General features: G+C 30.7%; 19 protein-coding genes. 10 read left to right on the top strand and 9 right to left on the bottom strand.

Annotation, left to right across the window (positions count from 1 at the left end):
* Nucleotides 1-115 precede the first annotated feature (115 nt).
* Both VP91_RS04100 and speB read right to left on the bottom strand, forming a co-directional pair.
* Entirely contained in the window at nt 116-1552 is a 1437-nt protein-coding gene (locus tag VP91_RS04100) for an aldehyde dehydrogenase family protein (protein ID WP_169036186.1), read from the bottom strand.
* A 20-nt stretch (nt 1553-1572) separates the two neighbouring features.
* Nucleotides 1573-2532: an agmatinase gene (gene speB, locus VP91_RS04095; protein WP_169036185.1), complete on the bottom strand. Its 960-nt coding sequence runs from the start codon at nt 2530-2532 to the stop codon at nt 1573-1575.
* A gap of 57 nt (nt 2533-2589) precedes the next feature.
* Between speB and VP91_RS04090 the strand changes: the two genes are divergently transcribed.
* The 9 genes from VP91_RS04090 to VP91_RS04050 all read left to right on the top strand — a co-directional run bounded on the left by VP91_RS04090 (nt 2590) and on the right by VP91_RS04050 (nt 9955).
* Nucleotides 2590-3312, top strand: a complete 723-nt coding sequence (locus VP91_RS04090; RefSeq protein ID WP_169036184.1) for a putative zinc-binding metallopeptidase — start codon at nt 2590-2592, stop codon at nt 3310-3312.
* Nucleotides 3313-3315: 3 nt separating this feature from the next.
* On the top strand, nt 3316-3960 hold the full coding sequence (locus tag VP91_RS04085; RefSeq protein ID WP_169036183.1) for a peptidylprolyl isomerase: 645 nt from the start codon (nt 3316-3318) through the stop codon (nt 3958-3960).
* A 147-nt stretch (nt 3961-4107) separates the two neighbouring features.
* On the top strand, nt 4108-5244 hold the full coding sequence (locus VP91_RS04080; RefSeq protein ID WP_169036182.1) for an aromatic ring-hydroxylating oxygenase subunit alpha: 1137 nt from the start codon (nt 4108-4110) through the stop codon (nt 5242-5244).
* Nucleotides 5237-5656: a lactoylglutathione lyase gene (gloA, locus tag VP91_RS04075; RefSeq protein ID WP_169036181.1), complete on the top strand. Its 420-nt coding sequence runs from the start codon at nt 5237-5239 to the stop codon at nt 5654-5656. The genes VP91_RS04080 and gloA overlap by 8 nt, the downstream gene beginning before the upstream one ends.
* 17 nt (nt 5657-5673) lie before the next feature.
* Nucleotides 5674-6069 (top strand): cupin domain-containing protein, encoded by a 396-nt coding sequence (locus VP91_RS04070; protein ID WP_169036180.1) that lies wholly within the window; start codon nt 5674-5676, stop codon nt 6067-6069.
* Between the two features lie 20 nt (nt 6070-6089).
* Nucleotides 6090-7511 carry a glutamine synthetase family protein gene (locus tag VP91_RS04065; protein ID WP_169036179.1) on the top strand — a complete coding sequence of 474 codons (1422 nt, stop codon included), beginning with the start codon at nt 6090-6092 and terminating at the stop codon, nt 7509-7511.
* Nucleotides 7511-8521, top strand: coding sequence for an alpha/beta fold hydrolase (locus VP91_RS04060; protein WP_169036178.1), 1011 nt, complete (start codon nt 7511-7513; stop codon nt 8519-8521). The genes VP91_RS04065 and VP91_RS04060 overlap by 1 nt, the downstream gene beginning before the upstream one ends.
* Before the next feature lie 65 nt (nt 8522-8586).
* On the top strand, nt 8587-8754 hold the full coding sequence (locus VP91_RS06995; protein ID WP_320412069.1) for a hypothetical protein: 168 nt from the start codon (nt 8587-8589) through the stop codon (nt 8752-8754).
* A 67-nt stretch (nt 8755-8821) separates the two neighbouring features.
* On the top strand, nt 8822-9955 hold the full coding sequence (locus tag VP91_RS04050) for a primosomal protein (protein WP_169036177.1): 1134 nt from the start codon (nt 8822-8824) through the stop codon (nt 9953-9955).
* 2 nt (nt 9956-9957) lie between these two features.
* Here VP91_RS04050 and VP91_RS04045 read toward each other — a convergent pair whose 3' ends face one another.
* From VP91_RS04045 to VP91_RS04015, 7 genes are all read right to left on the bottom strand, one after another.
* Nucleotides 9958-12180 (bottom strand): 3-hydroxyacyl-CoA dehydrogenase/enoyl-CoA hydratase family protein, encoded by a 2223-nt coding sequence (locus VP91_RS04045; RefSeq protein WP_169036176.1) that lies wholly within the window; start codon nt 12178-12180, stop codon nt 9958-9960.
* A 55-nt stretch (nt 12181-12235) separates the two neighbouring features.
* Nucleotides 12236-13090: an ABC transporter permease gene (locus VP91_RS04040; RefSeq protein WP_169036175.1), complete on the bottom strand. Its 855-nt coding sequence runs from the start codon at nt 13088-13090 to the stop codon at nt 12236-12238.
* A gap of 3 nt (nt 13091-13093) precedes the next feature.
* Complete coding sequence (locus VP91_RS04035; protein WP_169036174.1) at nt 13094-14341, bottom strand: ABC transporter permease; 1248 nt, start codon at nt 14339-14341, stop codon at nt 13094-13096.
* Between the two features lie 66 nt (nt 14342-14407).
* Nucleotides 14408-15526 carry an extracellular solute-binding protein gene (locus VP91_RS04030; protein WP_169036173.1) on the bottom strand — a complete coding sequence of 373 codons (1119 nt, stop codon included), beginning with the start codon at nt 15524-15526 and terminating at the stop codon, nt 14408-14410.
* Nucleotides 15527-15650: 124 nt separating this feature from the next.
* Nucleotides 15651-16739, bottom strand: a complete 1089-nt coding sequence (locus VP91_RS04025) for an ABC transporter ATP-binding protein (RefSeq protein WP_169036172.1) — start codon at nt 16737-16739, stop codon at nt 15651-15653.
* Between the two features lie 57 nt (nt 16740-16796).
* Complete coding sequence (locus tag VP91_RS04020; RefSeq protein WP_169036171.1) at nt 16797-17963, bottom strand: M24 family metallopeptidase; 1167 nt, start codon at nt 17961-17963, stop codon at nt 16797-16799.
* A gap of 5 nt (nt 17964-17968) precedes the next feature.
* Complete coding sequence (locus tag VP91_RS04015) at nt 17969-18712, bottom strand: maleate cis-trans isomerase family protein (protein ID WP_169036170.1); 744 nt, start codon at nt 18710-18712, stop codon at nt 17969-17971.
* Nucleotides 18713-19178: 466 nt separating this feature from the next.
* Here VP91_RS04015 and VP91_RS04010 point away from each other — a divergent pair, with 466 nt between their 5' ends.
* Entirely contained in the window at nt 19179-20426 is a 1248-nt protein-coding gene (locus VP91_RS04010; protein WP_169036169.1) for a hypothetical protein, read from the top strand.
* Nucleotides 20427-20645 lie beyond the last annotated feature (219 nt).

The following is a 20645-nucleotide window of genomic DNA, read 5'->3' as shown; positions in this document are numbered from 1 at the left end:
ATGGTTTTTTATAGTTCTGTAAACAATAATTTTATACAATCATAAGTAGAATAAATTAAACAAATAAACACAGGGGTAATTTGATAACTAAAAGCCTATTTTGAACACTAACAAATTAATCGTTCCAACCACTAACTACTTTAACTTCTAAATATTCCTCTAAACCTAATTTCCCAGCTTCTCGGCCAATACCTGAATGTTTGTAACCACCAAATGGAGCATCTGGTGCTAGACCAGCACCGTTAATATCAACCATACCTGATCTTAATTTTCTTGCGACTCTATTAGCTTTTTCTTGATCTTGAGTTTGAATAAAGTTTAATAATCCATAAGGAGTATCGTTAGCTATGGCTATAGCTTCATCTTCTGTTTCAAAAGGTATAATTGATAAAACAGGTCCAAATATTTCTGTTCTTGCAATTTGCATTTGATTATTAACATCAGCAAAAGCAGTAGGTTTAACAAAATATCCTTTATCAAGTCCATCAGGTTTACCAGTTCCACCAGCAATTAATTTAGCACCTTCATCGATACCAACTTGAATTAAAGCTTGGATTTTATCAAACTGAGTCTTCGAAACTACTGGTCCTATGTGATCTCCTTTTTTTGTTGCAACATCAACCTTCATTGAATTGGCAAAATTTTTTACTCTTTCAACAGTTTCACCATAAATAGATTTTTCAACTAACATTCTTGTTGGTGCATTACAAGATTGCCCTGAATTTCTAAAACATCTTAGAGCACCTCTTTCAACAGCTTCTGCATCTGCATCTTTAAATATAATATTCGCTCCTTTTCCACCAAGTTCGAGACTAACTCTCTTAAAATCATTTGCTGCATTTTGAGAAATTAAAGCTCCTGCTCTAGTAGATCCTGTAAATGAAACCATGTTTACATCAGGATGACTTGTTAATGCATTTCCAGTAACTGCACCATCTCCATTGACTAAATTGAATACACCTTTTGGTAATTTAATTTCATCAATCATCTCTGCTAAAATCATTGAAGATAATGGAGCTATTTCAGATGGCTTAAGTACCATTGTACATCCTGCAGCAATTGCCGGAATTACTTTTAAACAAGTTTGGTTCATCGGCCAATTCCATGGAGTAATTAACGCACAAACTCCTTTTGGTTCATGTAAAATATTATTATTAAGAGCATGCTCTCCTAGCTTTGCTTCAAACGTGTATTCTTTTAAGACTTTTATATAAGATTTTATATGACTAGCTCCAGTTCCAGCTTGTAATTGTGTTGAAAAATCAATTGGTGCTCCCATTTCAAGGGTTATGGCCTTAGCCATATCAGCCCATCTTTTTTTATAAACAACATACAAAGCTTCTAAATATTTCAATCTCTCTTCTTTGGTTGAAAATGCCCATGTTTCAAAAGCTTTAGTTGCTGCGCTTACTGCATCATTTACATCTTCTACTCCACCTAAAGATATAACAGCACACTCTTCCTCTGATGAGGGATCTGTTACTTTAAAGTCGTTTGGTTTTTTTGTGGAAACCCATTCACCATTGATATAAAATTTTTTCTTATCTAACATTTTGAGAAACTATCCTTTCTTTATGATTTTGCAAATAAATTTGTTAGTTCGTAAACAATGGTTGCTGCAGCTAACGAGGTAACCTCAGCATGATCATATGCTGGAGAAACTTCAACCACGTCAGCAGAAACAAGATTTAAACCAGACAGTCCTCTTAAAACATTAACCATTTCTCTTGTAGTCATACCAGCAATTTCAGGTGTGCCTGTACCTGGGGCAAAAGCTGGATCTAAAACATCTATATCAATAGACAAATAAAGTGGATTGTTACCAACTCTTTTTTTAATTCTTTCAGCAATTTTATCTGTGCCTTGTGTTTGAAACTCATCACAGTGAATAATTTTGAAACCAAATTCTTCATCATTTTTAATATCATCTCTACTGTAAAGAGGGCCTCTAATGCCAACATGCATTGAAGCATCATCTAAAAATAAACCCTCTTCTCTAGCTCTTCTAAATGGGGTTCCGTGTGTGTATGGAGCACCAAAATAAGTGTCCCAGGTATCTAGATGTGCATCAAAATGTACTAAGGCAACTGGTCCATTACATTTTTTATTAATTGCTCTTAACAAAGGTACTGCGATTGTATGGTCTCCACCTAAACTAATTATACCACCAACTTTATTTAATAAATCTGTTGCTCCTGCTTCAATTTGTTTTATCGACTCATCAATACTGAATGGATTGCAAGTGATATCGCCAGCATCAGCAACTTGCTGTACCTTGAAGGGCTCGACATCATAACTTGGATGATAGTTAGTTCTTAAATGTCTAGAGGCTTGTCTAATGCTCATTGGTCCAAATCTAGCTCCTGGTCTATAGCTAGTTCCTGCATCAAAAGGAATTCCAACAATTGCTACATCACAACTTTCAACATCTCTTAATTCTGGTAATCTTGCAAAAGTAGATGGTCCAGCAAATCTTGGGACTTTAGTTCCACTAACAGGTTGAATTGGATTTTTATTTCTATCTTTTTTCATTTATAAATAAAATGTACCACATTCTTTGAGAATGGAATATATTCTATCTTTAAAATTATGAACCTAATTAAAGCCTTTTTATTATTAATTATTTTTATTACCCCACTAAAAGCTAATACCATTTATAATCTCATCAAAATACCCAATCTAGAGATTTATGAAATAAATACGAAAAATAAACTTAAGTATTTTTATGCTGCCAGACCTTTTAGGTTAGGTACTCAAAAAAATATTGTTTGTTCAGATTCAAATAAGAAAGATTTAGAGGTAAAATATAAAATTATTCATAAAAATCTTAGCAGATATTCTTATGATTTTTTAAAAAAAATTAACCTCAAATATATTGTTATGTGTGAAAATTTATCAATTTCAGAATTATATACAGCTGGTATTCCAGATAACGTAATGAAAACGTTAATACTCGATATTAAATTTAATGAAGATTACTTTGAAAGAGTAATCCATCATGAAGTTTTTCATGTAATGCATCTTCAGCACAAAGAAGTTTTTAATGAAGAAGAATGGATGGATTTTAATAAAAAGGGTTTTCAATATGCTGATTGTTCAACATGTACTGATAAAATTGATCTTAATACATATATTGATACAGATGGATTTTTAACAGAATACTCAAAGACAACACCCTCAGAGGATATGGCAGAAGTTTTTTCACATATAATGTTTGGTATAAATATTCCTAACAATGATTCAATTCTTCAAAGAAAAAAAGAATTTATAATAAAAAATATATTGAGGGTGGATAAAACTTTCAAATTCTAGGAAATGATAAAAAAAATTAGGGCCTCCATATCTGAAAAAATTCTATTGATTTTTTTAATGATCCTAGCAATGTTTTCTTTGACTTCTTATATAATTATTAAAAATAAATGTTTATTTGTCAAAAATTATAATCCAAATGATATTCAATTTAGCAATCCAGAGAATATAGCAATACTTAATGCTCCATGTGGAAATGTTATCATAGAACTTTATCCAGATGTGTCTCCAAATGCAGTTGAAAGGTTTAAAGTATTAATAAGAGCTAATAGATATGATGATGTTGCTTTTCACAGAGTAATTGAAAATAAATTAATTCAAGCTGGAGATTTAGAGTTTGGTAGAAAAAATAGTTTAGATTATGGAAAAATAGGAACGGGTCAATCTGGATTAGGAACTATCAATTCTGAGTTAGAAGCTGAATTTAACTTCACAAAAGGAAGTGTTGGTTTAGCTAGAACTTTTAGAAATAATACAGAGGATAGCCAATTTTTTATAATACTTGAGGATGAGCCATTGTATGAAGGTGAATATACTCCAGTTGGTAGGGTTATTTATGGAGTAAAAGTCTTAAATAAAATTAAATTTTTAGATAGTTCTGAGTATGTTCTGAGACCTGATTTCATTAATACCTTTAGAATGCTCGATTAAATCATCTAGGCGCAGTTTAGTTGTATATTTTAATACTCTGAATTTCCTGCTTTAATTTACCAGCTATCTAAATTATCTTATTGTAAAATCAATTTTTCTTCAATAAGGTTTTCAATATAGAGCATAGCATATTTAATAAAACAGCAGATGGCGAAACAGAAAAACTTTACTAGAATTAAAAAGCCTAAAAACTTAAATACTATATATGGACTACCCCCAGAATCTTATACTGATGATGATTTTTGGAAAAAAGAATGTAATACAGTTTTATCTGATGATTGGTTGTTTGTTGGTCTAGTTCATGAACTTAAAAATCCTGGTGATATAATTCCTTTATCCATTGCAGGTAAGCCTATATTTCTTGTTAAAGATCTAGAAAACAAAATTTCCACTTTTCATAATGTGTGTAGTCATCGATGTTTGAAACTGGTTGATGAAAAAAAGAATGTAGGAAAAATTATTAAATGTCCCTATCATGCATGGAGCTATAATTTAAAAGGACAATTAAAGGCTGCGCCACATATAGGTGGTACAAATCAACATAAACCTGAAGGTTTTAATTTTTTAGATCATGGATTAAAGTCAATTAGAACCCATATTTGGCATGATTGGATCTTTATAAACTTTAATGGAAAGGCAAAAAAATTTGAAGAATATGCTAAACCACTTATAAAAAGATTTAATGATATTGATTTAACAAAATTAAATTACGTTGCGACTTTAGATTTTGGTAAAATAAATACTAATTGGAAATTTCTTATTGAAAATTTCATTGAGCCTTATCATGTTCAATTTGTGCATAAAAAAACAACAAATCAACCATTAAAAGATCATTACACCTTTGTTGATGGTAAGTGTTATGGAAGTGGTGTTGATGTTGCGCAAGAAGATGAAAAAAATTACAATGCTTTATCTGTTACCTCAAGATACTTATCACTTTTTCCAAATTTTATAATGGGGACTTATTATCCAAATCAAGTTGGTGTTTATTTAAATATTCCTATAAGTCCAGGTATAACCTCACAAAAAAGAATAATCTATACTATAGATAATAAAATGATGACTAAAAAAGAAATTCAAGCAACTAAGGATATTTGGTGGAGTGTTCATAAAGAAGATCATGAAATGTGTGAAAGATTACAAGAAGGTAGATCTTCTCCAGCATCCCATAATGGGGGGCTTTTATCTCCTGTATGGGAAAAAGGAGTTCAAGCATTTCAAAAACTTATAATTAATTCTATTAAAAGATCTTTTAAAATAACAAGAAGGGTAAAAAATGTCTAAAGAAATTAACCTGGAGGGTTACAGACTTGCTCATACTATGATTAGAGTTAAAAATTTAGAAGCGTCTTTTGATTTTTATTGCAAAACTTTAGGGATGAAAATTTTAAGAAAAACAGACTATCCAGAAGGGAAATTTACTAATGCTTTTATTGGTTATGGTCCTGAAACAGAATCACCTTGTTTAGAACTAACCTGTAATTGGGAACAAAAAGATGAGTATGACAAAGGTAATGGATGGGGACATGTTTGCATAGAAACACCAGATGTTTACAAAGCTTGTGATGATCTTACAAAATTAGGCATAAATATTACGCGTAAACCAGGTCCAATGAAACATGGAACTAGAATAATAGCTTTTTGTGAAGATCCAGATGGATACAAAGTTGAGTTAAATGAACCAGTAAAAGTATAAATAGAAAGGCAAGATAAATGTCAAAAAAACCTCAATTATATAAATTTAAAGATATTGAAAATAGACTTCATAGTTTAGAGCCAGGAAAAAGCTATATTAAGCCTTTTGTGACCAGTAAGGTGAGTAACACAATGTGTGGAGGTTTAAATTTTTTAAACAAAGCTTCTATACCATGGGATTTAACTTGTGATGAAATCATCTATTGTATGACAGGAACTTTTCGCCTTACATGTAATGGTGAGTCTTATATTTGTAACCCTGGAGATGTGCTTTATATTCCAAAAGATAATCATATTGCTTATGAATGTGATGAAAAGTGTGTAATATTTTATGCTGCTTATCCTCATGATTGGAAACAGCAAGCTGGTATTACATTCGTACCTGGAATTGACCCTGAAGATATGCCACAATAGTAAAACTAAAAGAGATCAATATGAGTAAGAATGAAAAAATTTATTATGAAAACTTTAAAGATGCAGTTGAACGTAATAGAAAAAAAATACCTTCTGTTTATAAAGAATTAAAAGCTGCTGGTGTAAAGTATATTTTATCCAGCTGGATTGATCTCCATGGCATACCAAAATCAAAGCCCGTACCAATGACTGATTTTGAACCATTATGCCTCGGTAAAGGGCCTCAGTTTGCTGTTCATTCCATCTCTTTTGTGCCTGAGCTTACTCCTGCAGACTCTGATCAGGTCATGTTACCAGATTTAGATGCTGTTTTTATTTGTCCATGGGACACTACTACTGCTATTATTTTTGCAGATCTTTTTTGGGAAGATAAACCTTACAATGTTTGTCCCCGACAAGCTTTAAAGCGTGCTATGCAAAAAGCCCAAGATGCTGGATATAAAGGAATGGCCGGCATAGAGCCTGAATTTATTGCAATGAAATATGATGAAAATGGTGAAGCAGTTAAAGCCATTGATAATGATCCAGTCAATGGCATCAGACCAAGACGTCAAGCTTTTGGTTACGATGTAGAACACACATTAGACTCTATGCATTTTTTAAAAGAGCTAATAGATATTTTAAATGATCTAGGTTGGATGATACATGACGTTGTGGCAGAAGGAGCTTATTCTCAATTTGAATTGGATTTTCATTATACTAATCTTTTAGAGATGGGAGATAGATTGGTTTTTCTTCGAATTCTTTTAAAAGAAATAGCTAAAAAACATAACATGTTTATTACTTTTATGCCAAAACCAACAATAGGTGACTGGAGATCAGGAGCACATATCAATTTTTCAATGGTAGATAAAAATGGAAAGAATATTTTTGATGGTGGAAATAAGTGGTCAAAAGAATCAATCTTTGCTGTTGGTGGTTTAATGAAACATGCTGAAGCAATAACTTCTATCACTTGCTCAACTGTAAATTCATATAATGGATTAGTACCTAGAGTTGGTGGATTTGAAGGTGGAACAGTTACTTGGGCACCAACAAACATCACTTATGGACATAATAATAGATCTGCACAATTTAGATTACCTCAAAACAGGTACTGTATTGAAAATAGAGCTGCTGATATGACGATGAATGTTTATCTTGCACTTTCGATGACAATTTCAGCAGCAATTGAAGGAATTGAAAATAAGATACATCCAGGAGAGCCTACTGATCAAGATTTATACAATATGTCTGAGAGTGAATTTAAAAAACTTGGAATTAAAAGACTTCCAAGAAATTTATTAGCTGCAATTGAAGCTCTCAAAAATGACAAATTGACTGATGAAGTTTTAGGTCTTGTAATGAAAAAGTCATTGCTTGCCTATAAAAATGATGAATGGGAACGATACCATCAAGCTGTTACAGACTGGGAAGTAAAAGAGTATCTTAGACTTTATTAATGAAAAAATATCAAGAGTTTAACTTAGGAAATGTTAAACTTTTATCTGGTAAGATTTTAAAGTCTGCCAAATTAGTTTATAAAACTTATGGCAAACTTAATAAAGATCAATCAAATGTAATTGTACTTCCAACTTTTTACACAGGTACACATATTCGTAATGAAGGTTTTATTGGAAAAAATAGGGCAATAAATCCAAATAAATATTTTATTATTTCAATAAACATGTTTGGTAATGGTTTATCTTCATCACCAAGTAATAGTAATAAATTACAGCGTAGTTCTCAATTTCCTGAAATAACACTTTGGGACAATATTTATTGCCAACATAAACTAATAACCGAAAAACTTAAAATAAAGAAAATTGCACTGGTTACTGGTTGGTCTATGGCTGGATGTCAGTCTTACCAATGGGCAGCACAATATCCTAATATGGTCAAAGCGATTTTACCTTTTTGTGCATCAGCAAAAACTTCAATACATAATCATGTTTTTTTAGAAGGTGTAAAAGCTGCATTAATTGCAGATACAAACTGGAATAAAGGAAATTATAAAAAACAACCTGTTGCAGGCTTAAGGGCATTTGGTCGTGTATATGCTGGTTGGGCATTCTCTCAAGATTTTTATAGAGATAAACTTTATAAAAAATTAGGTTTTAACAGTGCAGAAGATCTTCTTGATAATTGGGCCAAAGATCATGAAAAAAATTGGGATGCGAATGACCTTTTAAGTAAATTAAAAACTTGGCAACTAAACAATATAAGCAGTGGTCCACTCTATAAAGGGAATTATATTAAAGCGTTACAATCAATTAAAGCAAAAACAATTTTAATGCCCTGTAATCAAGATCTATATTTTAGAAAAGAAGATAATATGTTTGAAAAAAAATTCATTAAAAGAGCATCTTTAAAACCTATTGACTCCCCATATGGACATTGTGCTGCAAATCCAGGTAATGATAAAAATTTTCAAAGAAAATTAGATCTAAATATTGCTGAACTATTAACTTAGTAAAATAAACAAGTAAAAATAATACTGAAGACAGTCAATTTTTTATAATCCTACAAGATGAACCTTTGTTTGAAGGAGAATATACGCCAGTTGGCAAAGTACTTTACGATCTAGAGGTTTTAGAAAAAATTAAATATCAAAGATATTCCGAATATATACTAAGACTGATTTTATTAATACCTTCAAAATGTACAAATAATTATAACTTAACTCATAAGTTGAACCCATTTTAATCATTAAAAATGTATTTTTATTGATTAAATTTTGGTTAAATAGTTGTGCAAAATTATTAATAATAAAATGTTAAAAAAACCAAAAAAAACAAAAAAACCAAAAAAAGAAATTCTTAAAGATCCACTAAATGTAATTAAGAAAATAAAATTTGATAATTTTAAAAAAATTACATCGTTTTCTTTAAATAAAACATTTGATAATTTTAAAAAAAAAATAAAACAAGCTGAAATAGAAAAACAAAAAAAATTAACAAGAGAAAAAATTCAAGAAGCCAAAAAAGAAAAATTGAACCAAAAAAAACAAAGGGCAGAAGAGGCAAAACAGATTAGAAAAGAAGAACTTCAGAAAATAAAAGATGAAAAACAGAGATTGATAAATCAAGAAAAACAAAAATTTAAGATTGAAAAACAACAAAGACAAATTGAACAACAAAATTTAAAAGTTGAAAAACAAAGACTAAAAGCTGAAGAACAAAAATTAAAAGATGAAACAGAAAAGAAGAGAAGAGAAGATGATTTGAGATTAACACAAGAAAAATTAAGATTGGAATTTTTAGAGAAACAAAGATTAAGACAAGAAAAACAAAAAACAAAAGAGAAAGAAGATGAACAAAAAAGAGTTGAGCGTGAAAAAATAGAAGAAGAGAAAAAAAAAATAAGAGAAGAACGGGAAAGGTTAAAAGATATAGAAATTAATAAACAAAAAGAAGAGCAATATAAATTGGACGAAGAAGAGCGAAAATTAAAATATCAAGAACAAAAATTAAAAGAAGCTGAAACAAGAATAAAAAATATTGAATCTCAAAGATTAAGAGAGATTGAAATTCAAAAATTAAAAGAAGCTGAAGAATTAAGAAATAAAGAAGAAGAGCTTAAATTAAAAGAAAAAGAGGAAATTGAAGAATTAAAAGCTCTAAGATTAAGAGACGAGGAACATAAAAAAAGAGAAGCAGAATTAAAAAAGAAAAAAGAAGAAATTAGATTACAAGAAATAAAAGATGAAAAAGAAAGAGAAGCAAAAATCACTGAAGAAAAAAGACTTGAAGCTGAAAATGAAAGAATAAAAGAATGGGAAAGAAAATTTGATGCTGACCAAAAAAGAAAAGAAGATGAATTAATTCAAAGATTTGAGGAGAAAGAAAATAAAAATAGAAATAAAGAATCTAAAAAAGAAGAATCATCAAATGATGATGTTCATTAGTTCTAATTAACTAATGGCTTTCCTGTAGCCAAAGTATATTCTATTCTATCTTGAGTTTCTTGAGTTTCAATTAATCTCATGAAAGCATTTAATTCTAATTCAAATAAATCATCTTCTGATAATGTTTTATCTATCGATGTATCTCCCCCACTCAAGACATGAGCCAATTCCTTTGCAACTGTAACCCCGTGCTCACGAATTATTTTTTCATCATAAAGTTTTTCTATAATTTTATTCATTTCTATTAAAACTTCTTTTCCTGGTAGTTTGAATTTTGTTTCAGATGGAGATTTAAATTCTTTATTACTATTTAAGATTTTTTTTGAAACTTCTAATAAACTATTTCTATTCATTATCTTTTTATCTTCGGGTTTTAAGTATTTTAATGGTTCTGCCTCAACTGGTGATGTTGCAGTTTTTCCGTAACCGATAATATCAAAGACTTTAAGAGGAGCATAATGAGGATCTTTTTTAGCTTCATTTGTATCAAGCCATCTTGCTAACATTTCCTTACATCCCCCACCAGCTGGTATTAATCCAACTATTGTTTCCACTAATCCAACTACAATGTTCGTATGTGAGGCTACAAAATTACTTTGAACCATAACTTCAAATCCTCCACCAAGTGTTAATCCTGATGGTGCAGAAACAACTGGGTGACTGGAATACTTAAGGTGTTTGCAGGTTTCCTGAAAATATCTAATAAATTTTTCTATAGATTTAAAATCATTCTTATTTGCGAAATCCATCGTATAACTCAGGTTTACTCCAGCAGAAAATTGCATACTTTCATTTATTATAATCAAAGGTTTATCTGTAGCTTTTTTTAAAGCATCCATTGAGTCATAATCTAGCGCATTTGCTTTAGTTGTAAACTCGACAATATTAAAATCATTAAATCTATATATCTGAGCTGAGCTATTTCCATCTACACTTACTGCTTTCTTTTTTTCTTTTCCAAATGTTTCAATATCAGTATATTTTTGTCTAGATCCATAAAAATCTTGATTTTTGCTTTGAAATAGATTTTCTAAAAAAATATTTCCTTTAAAGTCATCGATCTTAGCAAAAAAAGGTTCAACACCAATTTCTTCCAACATTTCAAATGGACCTTTAGTCCAATTAAAACCCAACCTCATTGCTTCATCGATATCATTAAAATCTTTTGTAATTGATGGAACTAAAGAAGAAGCATATTTAATAATCTTAGAAATAACAGACCAAGCATACTCACCATACTTGTCTTCTCTTGAGATTAATTTTTTAAGATCAACTTTATCTGACTTAATATTAATCTTTTTACTTACTACATACTCTCCAGTTTCAAGATTAATTGCTTCCATGACTTTAGCTTCACCAGTTTTATTTACTCGATAAAACCCTCCCTTACCTTTTCGACCTGTGTACCCAGTTTCTATTAAGGTTTTTACTAGAGGATTTTCTTTTGCAACTATTTGAAAAGGATCTTTTTCTGATAATTCTTTAATAAAACTTTTTAAAACATCGGCCATTAAATCTATGCCAATTAGATCATAAAGACCAAACACACCTGTTTTTGGTATACCCATTGGTCTTCCAAAAATTGCATCAGCTTCTTCTATGCTAAGTTTCATTTTAAAAGCCTCAGTCATTGCAACTTGCATTGCAAAAACACCTATTCTGTTTCCTAAAAAACCTGGAGTGTCATTACAAATAATCGCTCCTTTTCCAAGCTCTGATTCACAAAAACTTTTTAAAGCATTTATTTTATCTAAATCATTATTTTCATTTTTAACTATCTCTAATAATCCCATGTATCTAACTGGGTTAAAAAAGTGGGTAATGCAAAAATCTTTTTTTTCCTCTTTTGATAAATGTTCAGATAAAACCTTAATAGGTATAGATGATGTATTTGAAGAAACTATTGCACCTTTTTTTCTTTCTTTAAATATTTTTTTATATATATCATGTTTAATATCTATTCTTTCAACAACAGCTTCTACTACCCAATCTGCCTCTTTAACTTCATCAAAATTATCTAAAATATTTCCTACTTTAATATTGTTTATTTTTGACTTATCTAGCAAAAGTGGAGGTCTTGATTTGTGAATCTTATCTCGTGCTTGCTGGCTTATTTCAGTTTTTAAATCTAGCAAGGTTACTGGAATATTTGCATTACATAAATGTGCAGCAATACCACTACCCATAGTACCTGAACCAATAACTACTACTTTTTTAATTTCCATAAAATTTTAAATTGAACAGACCTTTATAATAAAAAAAATTAACTAAATAAATAAATTATCTATTAATTCCTCTAAGTCTTTCAGATCTTCTTCTTAAAAGTTCTGCACTAACCAGGATTAAAGTAGACATTATAATTAAACAAGTTGCCACAGCCATTATTGTTGGGCTTAACTGCTCTCTTAGACCAACCCACATTTGAATTGGAATAGTAGTGTTTTCTAGTCCTGCTAAAAATAAAACAACTACAACTTCGTCAAATGAAGTCACAAATGCAAATAATGCACCAGAAATGACACCTGGTAAAATTAATGGTAATGTTATTTTCATAAAAGTATTTACTGGATTACTTCCCAAACTTGCAGCAGCTCTTGTAACGCTATGGTCAAACCCTGTTAATGTTGCTGTTACTGTAATAACTACAAATGGTGTACCTAAAATAATATGTGCTAAAATTATTCCTGTATGTGTTGCAGCCAAACCTACTTTTGCCATAAAGAAAAATATTGCAGTTCCTGAGATAATTAAAGGAACAATCATTGGTGATATCAATAAAGCCATAAACGCTGCTTTGTAAGGCATATACCTACTACTTAAACCTAATGCTGCAACTGTTCCAAGAATTGTTGAGCCAATTGTTGCAAAGAAAGCTATAATAATACTATTTTTTGCAGCAAGTCCCCATGGGTTTTTAGTTCCATAGATCATGTCTTCATACCATCTCAACGAAAATGCATCTGGATCAAGTGCTAACATTCCTGCGGAAAAATGAATGTATTGTTCAGCATTAAATGAAAGTGGTAAGATTATAAACAATGGTGCAATTAAAAAGAAAAATACTAGTCCACAAATCGTTAAATATGTGTAGTGCCAAATTCTATAATTCCATGCTGTATAATTCGGTAATGACATAGTTTATCCTAGTTTAATATTATCTATTCCTACTAATTTATTATAAATCCAGTAAATAGTTAAGACACCTACCAACAACATTGTGCCTAATGCAGCTGCAAATGACCAATCTAAAGAACTTTTCATATGATAGGCAATTGTATTACTAATCAAAGAACCACTTGCTCCTCCTACTAAAGCAGGAGTTATATAATAACCTATTGCTAAAATAAAAACTAACAAAGATCCAGCACCAATTCCTGGAATTGTTAATGGAAAGTATACTTTTCTAAATGCTACAAAAGGTGTTCCACCCAAAGATTTTCCAGCTCTCATCAAGCTTGGAGATATTGTTTTCATTACACTATAAAGCGGTAAAACCATAAAGGGTAATAAAATTTGAGTCATTGCAACAAAAGTTCCAATTACATTATACATTAATTCTGGTCTAGCATCATTTGCAGCAAAACCAAGCCATACAATTAAATCATTAATTGGGCCTTGCTGCTGAAGTAAAACCATCCAACTTGAGGTTCTAACTAAAAGCGATGTCCAGAATGGAAGAAGTACACATATCATCAATAAATTACTGTATTTCATTGGTAATGTAGCTAATAAGTATGAAATTGGATAAGCAAGAATGAAACAAAATATAGTTACCCAAAAAGCAACTTTGAGAGTTCTTAACCATAGTACTTTATGAATTCTTCTGTCCTCTGGTTGTTCCACTATACTACCATTTTGATCATACTTTAAATCAACACCTTTTAGATATTTAGCAAAAGTCCAATTGGGTGCAGCATTCTTTAAAGAAACCAAATAATCATTTTGACCCCATCTTTTGTTAACTTCTATAAATTGTTCTTTATAATTACCTTCTTCAAATTTTCCAAGTTTTCTAACTGTTTTTTTTATTAAGCTACTAAATCCACCTTTTTCATAATTCAATCTTGCTATAATCTTACCGTAAGTTTTATTTTTTTTTAAATAAGCCAAGTCCTCATAAAGTGCAGCATAAACTGGCTCTCCTGGGAGATCTTGGCCATCCCATTTTTCAATCGCTGTAAAAGTATTTGGTAGCATTTGAGTGATCTTACGATCATCAATACTTCTAAATAACATATCTCCTATTGGAAATACGTATGTAATTATAAGAAACAGGAATAATGGTCCCACAAGCATTACTGCTCTAAATTTATTTTTTCTTTCAGCCTTCTTTAAACTGATCTCTAAAGGTATTCCGTCTGATGATAAAATTTGTTCAGTGCTCATAATAAAAAAGGGCAGCTATATAATAACCGCCCTTTAAATAAAATAAAAGTTTAATCTATAATTAAATTATAGACCAGCTTTCATAGCTTCCCATTTTTCACCAATTTCATCCTGGTTATCTGCCCAGAATTCAGGGTTCATAAGAATGTAGTTTTTAGTATTAGCTGGTGCTGTAGGCATGTGTTGTACCATGCTTGTCTTACCATCTTTATACCAAGGCTCTCCTGCTTCCATGATAGCAATTGAAGATTTTCTCCAAGGAGCGTAAGCAATATACTTAGCACTTCCTGCTAGACCTTCAGTACTTGTCATTTCTCTAAGAACTTTCATAGCTTTACCGTTAGCATCGTTAGGTCCACCTTTAACCATAGCGAAATACTCATAGTCAAGAATTTGTGCATCCCATACTTGTACAATTGGAGTTCCTTCCATTTGTGCATTAAAGAATCTTCCATTCCAACCAGTAGCCATAACAACTTCACCATTAGCTAGTAGTTCTGGTGGCTGTGCTCCAGCATTCCAGAATACACATCCGCCTTTTGGATCTTCACAAAGTGCTTTGATTTTAGCTATCGCTTTATCAACTCCACCATCAGCTGCAAGTTTGTTGTAAATCTTATCACCACCTTTACCAGCTTTTGTACCCATAGCTGCTTGTGCTATTTCTATACTAGACATTGCACCTTTGTAGATAGCTCTTTTACCAGGAAACTTTTTAGTATTAAAAAAGTCTTTTACTGACTTTGGAGTACCTTTTACATTGTTCTTATTGTAAGCAAAGTTCCAAGAGTACAGAATGTTTCCAACTGCACATTTAGAAGGCATGCCTGTAAAGAAGTCATCAGAAGCTTTTGTTCCATCTGGAGCAGGAGCAAAGTCTTTGTCAAAATCAAATTCAACAAAAATACCTTCGTCACAACCAATGATAGTGTCTTTTGCGTACACATCAATGATGTCCCAAGTGATTTTTCCAGCTTCTTTTTGAGCTTTAATTTCAGATAATCCACCTGTGTAGTCTACCCAATTAACAGGTATTCCAAGTTTTTTAGCAGTAGGATCACCATAACCTAACTTTTGACTTTCTGTGTAAGCACCACCCCAAGACACTACAGTAACTGCAAATGCCGAAGTTGTGATAGAAAGGACAAACGATAGAGCAAGTAATAATTTACTTAATTTTTTCATTTTTTCTCCTATTTAACGTTAACGTTTATTATTTTATAAAGTGAAAGTAAAACAAGATCAGTTAGATGAGTCAACAGCCAATTATGGCTTTTTTGCCTTTATTTTCTTAGCAATTATTTAGATTTTATTTGGGGTCTAGCGCTCTGCTATCTTTTGTATTCCATCCGACATTAATATCATTTCCTAATTTAATGTCTAAATTGGAAGTACTGTTAGGAATTTTTAGAATAAATTGATCATTACCTAATAAATTAATTCTAACTCTAGTGTGGTCACCGTGATAAATTATTTCTTCTATTTTACCTTTGTGATTATTATCCATTTTGTCTTTTGGATTAATCAGGGCTCTCTCAGGTCTTAATGATACGGTTGTTTTTTCTCCTTTAGCTTTGATAGAAATTGGATTTGCAAAAATTTCAGTTCCATTAGTTAATTTAACTTTACAGCTATTACCTGAAATATCACTAACTGTTCCAGCAAAAGTATTATTCTCACCAATAAATTCTGCTACAAAAGAATTTACAGGTCTTTCATATAATTCATCTGGGCTCGATAGTTGCTGAACCTTACCATCATTAAATACCGCGATACGACTTGACATCGTTAATGCCTCAGTTTGATCATGTGTAACATATACAACCGTTACGCCAATGCTTTCGTGAATATGTTTAATTTCATACTGCATGCTTTCTCTTAAATTTTTATCTAAAGCTCCAAGTGGTTCATCCATTAATACAACTTGTGGATCAAAAACTAAAGATCTTGCAACAGCTACTCTTTGTTGCTGTCCTCCAGATAACTGCATCGGCATTCTTGCTTCAAAGCCTTGAAGAGACACCATTGATAGTGCTTTATCAATTTTTTTATCAGCCTCATCTTTTGGAATCTTTCTAACTCTTAATGGAAATGCTAAATTTTCATAAACTGTCATGTGAGGAAACAAAGCATAGTTTTGAAAAACCATCCCAATTCCTCTTTTATGAGGAGGAATATTTGAAATTGGATTGCCATCTAAATAAATTTCTCCATGTGTTGGTGTCTCAAAACCAGCCAACATCATCAGACAAGTTGTTTTGCCAGAACCAGAAGGTCCTAACATTGTTACAAATTCACCTTCAGCAATATCTAGCTGCAAACCTTTAACAACTAGGATTTTTCCATCATAGCTCTTATCAACATTGTCAAATTTGACGAAATCATTTTTCATAGACATATTTTTTTATAGATTTAAAACATTTGTTGAGTTTTTTATCAAGTTTTTTTATTTAAGCTATTTTATATGCAAATCTTTTGGGAAATTGCAAAATAATTCGCACCCTTTGTTGGTTATTCTGATTGCTTCAGATGCTTCAACACCCCAACCTCCAAATTGCATCACTGCAATCATATGAAATGTTACATTTGGCTCTAAAGGTGTCATGTCACCTTTTGAAATATTTAAAGTATGTTCGCCCCAATCTGGAGGATAGCCAATACCTATTGAATAACCTGTTCTAGAGGTCTTCTCTATTCCATATTTGTCTAATACTTTCCAAAAAGCTTGAGCAACATGATTTGCTGTGTTTCCAGGTTTTGCAGCATCAATGCCAGCCTGTAATGCTTCATTTGTTTTGTTCATTGTATCAATTTTTAACTGGTCTGGTTTACCAAGTAAAACTGTTCTGGCCATTGGACAATGATATCTTTGATAAGTACCTGAAAGTTCTATTATTGTTGCCTCTCCCTCAATAAATTTATCTTGTGTAGCTGTTAAATGTGATGCTGAAGTTCCCTTACCTGTTGGTAATAAAGTTGCAATACTAGAATATTCTCCCCCAAACTCTGGAGTTCCATAAAATAATGCTTTTTGAATTTCACCTACCGCATCGCATTGTCTTATACCAGGGTTTATTACATCAATTGCTGTTTTCATTCCTTTTTCAGAAATAAGCGCAGCTATTTTCATAAGTTCTATTTCAGCATTAGATTTTATAATTCTTGCCCAGTTAACTAATCGTTCAGAATCTTTTAATTTTGCATTTGGTAATCCTTGCTTTATTTTTTCATAACAATAGGCTGTAAAGTAATGACTATCCATTTCAAGCCCTATTGTAAGTTTATCCCATTTTTTTTCTTTAATAATTTCTACAAGATTGTCGTAGGGATGAAGTGGCCATGTATGAATATATCTTTCATCATAAACCAAAATATTTTCATCTTTTAAATATGTTTTTATGTAAGCTCCTCCTGAATCTTGTTTTCTAACCCAGCACAATGGTTCTTCAGCATTAACATGAACCACTACAGCTTGAGCATAATAAAATGACCAGGCATCATAACCGGTTAAATAGTTCATGTTGGCTGTATCGCTAGAGATTAATAGTTCTATGCCTTTATCTTGCATAGATTTTTGAACTTTTTTTAATCTTGCTTTGTATTCTTCTTTACTAAAATTCATATTTTTTAACTATTAAATAATTTTCCAAAACCGTCAATCTTTTCTTTATAATTAATTGCATTAAGTGAGTCCCAGATTAAAGTTTGATTACTTGATAGAACAATTTTATTTATTTTTTTTTCTAATTTATCAATTATAGATAATACTGGTAAAGCTGTACATGAAACAAATAGTGCCTCACTGCCCTCTAGATCTATTTTTGATAAAACCTCAAATAAATAACCTTCATCTACCTTTCCAATATCTAGATCGGAATCAATATCAAAATATGTTAAAGAATTAATAATAATATTTTTTTTTTCAAAGTAGTTAACCACAGAGTCATTTATTATTTTTGTGTAAGGTGTAAAAATAGATATCTTATTGATACCCAATACTTTTAAAGCATTAATTGCAGAAGTTATTGGAGTTGTTACTTTTGCTTCTGGTTTAGCTAAATGTACTTTTTCTTTTATTGTATCATAGCCAGCTGCAACTGTTCCAGATGTGCAGCCATAAGCAACACAGTCTATTTTTTGATCAGGTAAAATATCTTTTGTGACTTCTGTTATGTCATCTGCCATTTTAGCTAATGTTTCATTAGTAAGTGGATTGTAGCAATGGATTCTATTTACATAGAGATCAATATCTCTTCCATAAATTATATTACTAAAATCTTTTTCAATTCTAAAATCACTACCTAATGTGATTAAGCCAATTCTTGGGTTGGATTTAGAGATATATCTTGGTTCAACTTTATTTAATTTCATAAATTGCCTGTAATATATGGATTAAATATATATTGAATAAGGAGTCTAGTTAAAATAGAGTTGTAAAATAAGCGTACATAACTCGTCGTTACTTAAGGTTTAAAAGGTACTAAAGAATACGAAAGTGGGATCAGTCGCCCCTAAATACCAAACTCCTATCTTACTTTAACATTCCCTGACACTACTTATTCCTATCTAATTTAACACTTTGTTTAATAATTGTTCTAAAAATTAAGGACAAATGCACAAACAACTAGATCAAAAACATGTTAATTTTCTGGGTCATAATAATCCCCCAAAGAATATTAAGAGTATAGATTTCACTAACTCAGCAATAGAGAAGCTGAAGATAGCTAAAAGCCTTTTAAATCCTATAAAACTACCTTTTAAGAATCTATATCCAAATAAATAATTCAAAAATATTTTTTTTATTAAATCTAATATTTTGATAACATGTTTCAAAATTATGAAAAAAATCTCACTGATCTTAATTCTATTGTTTGCCTCAATTTTTTTTTCAAAATCTTATGCAATTGAGGTCTCATCTCTCAAAGCAGAAAAGCGACTAATATTCAATCAATTATTTTCAAAACACACCTGTGCGAAAATTTATACACAATTAAAATTTGGTCTTAAAAAAAAATTAGACAAAGAAGTTATGCTAGAAAGTTACCATAACCTTAAAAGAGTTAAAATTGATGAAAATGATGCGTTATTGACTATGTCCTTTAATCAAAGAACAGTTTTTTATAAAGAAGGGGACCTTGAGACAATAATTTTTAATGTTTTAGCTGCTCAAGATTTTTCTGATGAATTAGCTAATATTAATAAAACCATTACTAATGCAAAATCAAAAAAAATTGTAGTTTGTGAATATGATTTAAATAGATCTATAGAAGATGGAAGCTTTTTCAATTTTAACTTAAAATATGACAATTCTTTAAGAGTTGAATCTAATGTACCTCCTAAAGTACTTATTTATTACGATGGAACGATAGAGTATGCTTATTATGACGAGGAAGTTCAATATGCTATTCCCTCATTAAATTACAAAAAATATCCATTTGATTCCCATGAATTAAAGTTTTTAATTACGTCTGGGATTTACAGTAAATTATATTTTGAAAGATCTGACAAATTTAAAGTTTTACTATTAGAAACTAAAAAAAATAATTTTTCTAATATTTCATTTCCTGGCTGGACAATCAAACAATATGTTTCATATCCAAATTCTGAAACTTTAGACGATGTTTATTCAGACTATCAAAAGCATTTTGTAGTATCTGAACTTACGTTTGTAAGAAATTGGGTTTCATTTTTATATAAAATGCTTTTCCCACTTATAGGGATAACAATTCTAATTTATTTTGCTGTTTATATAAGAATAGCTGATGGTAGGATTGCAGTATTGTCTACTTTGTTATTAGCATTTGTCGCTTTTGATTTTGTAACAGTCGGACAAAGACCGGAGTTACCTTATATTACTTTGTTAGATTGGTTGATCTTTTTGGGTTATGCAATGAATATTATTACACTATTGTTCTCTTATTATGAATCGTATTTTATAAGACAACGAATGGTGGCACAAGCATCAGATCTAGAAGACTCTGAAAAATCTATACTTGATAAATGGAGATATAGATACAAGATCTATATTCCAATAATTTATTTTGTTTCCTTAATAACTGGTTACTTTACCATGTTAGCCACATAATAAATAAACAAATAGCTATTTAGTTTTTTTATATTGGCTATAAGACGATTCTTAAAGTTTAGAGTGACTAAATAAAAAATAATAATTTTTTATTTACAAACAAGCTTTAATTTTCCTTTTTTCCATTTCATTTTACATTTTTGAGCATTACTTGCTATTTTCTGAGCTTGTTGTCTAGCGTTTGCTGCAGCTTGGTCAGCTCTTCTTCTAGCGTCTGCT

It is taken from the genome of Candidatus Pelagibacter communis (assembly GCF_012932795.1).
Lineage (GTDB): Bacteria > Pseudomonadota > Alphaproteobacteria > Pelagibacterales > Pelagibacteraceae > Pelagibacter > Pelagibacter ubique_S.
The sequence above is the reverse complement of the archived record's forward strand: the minus strand, read 5'-3'. Positions and strand labels throughout refer to the sequence as shown.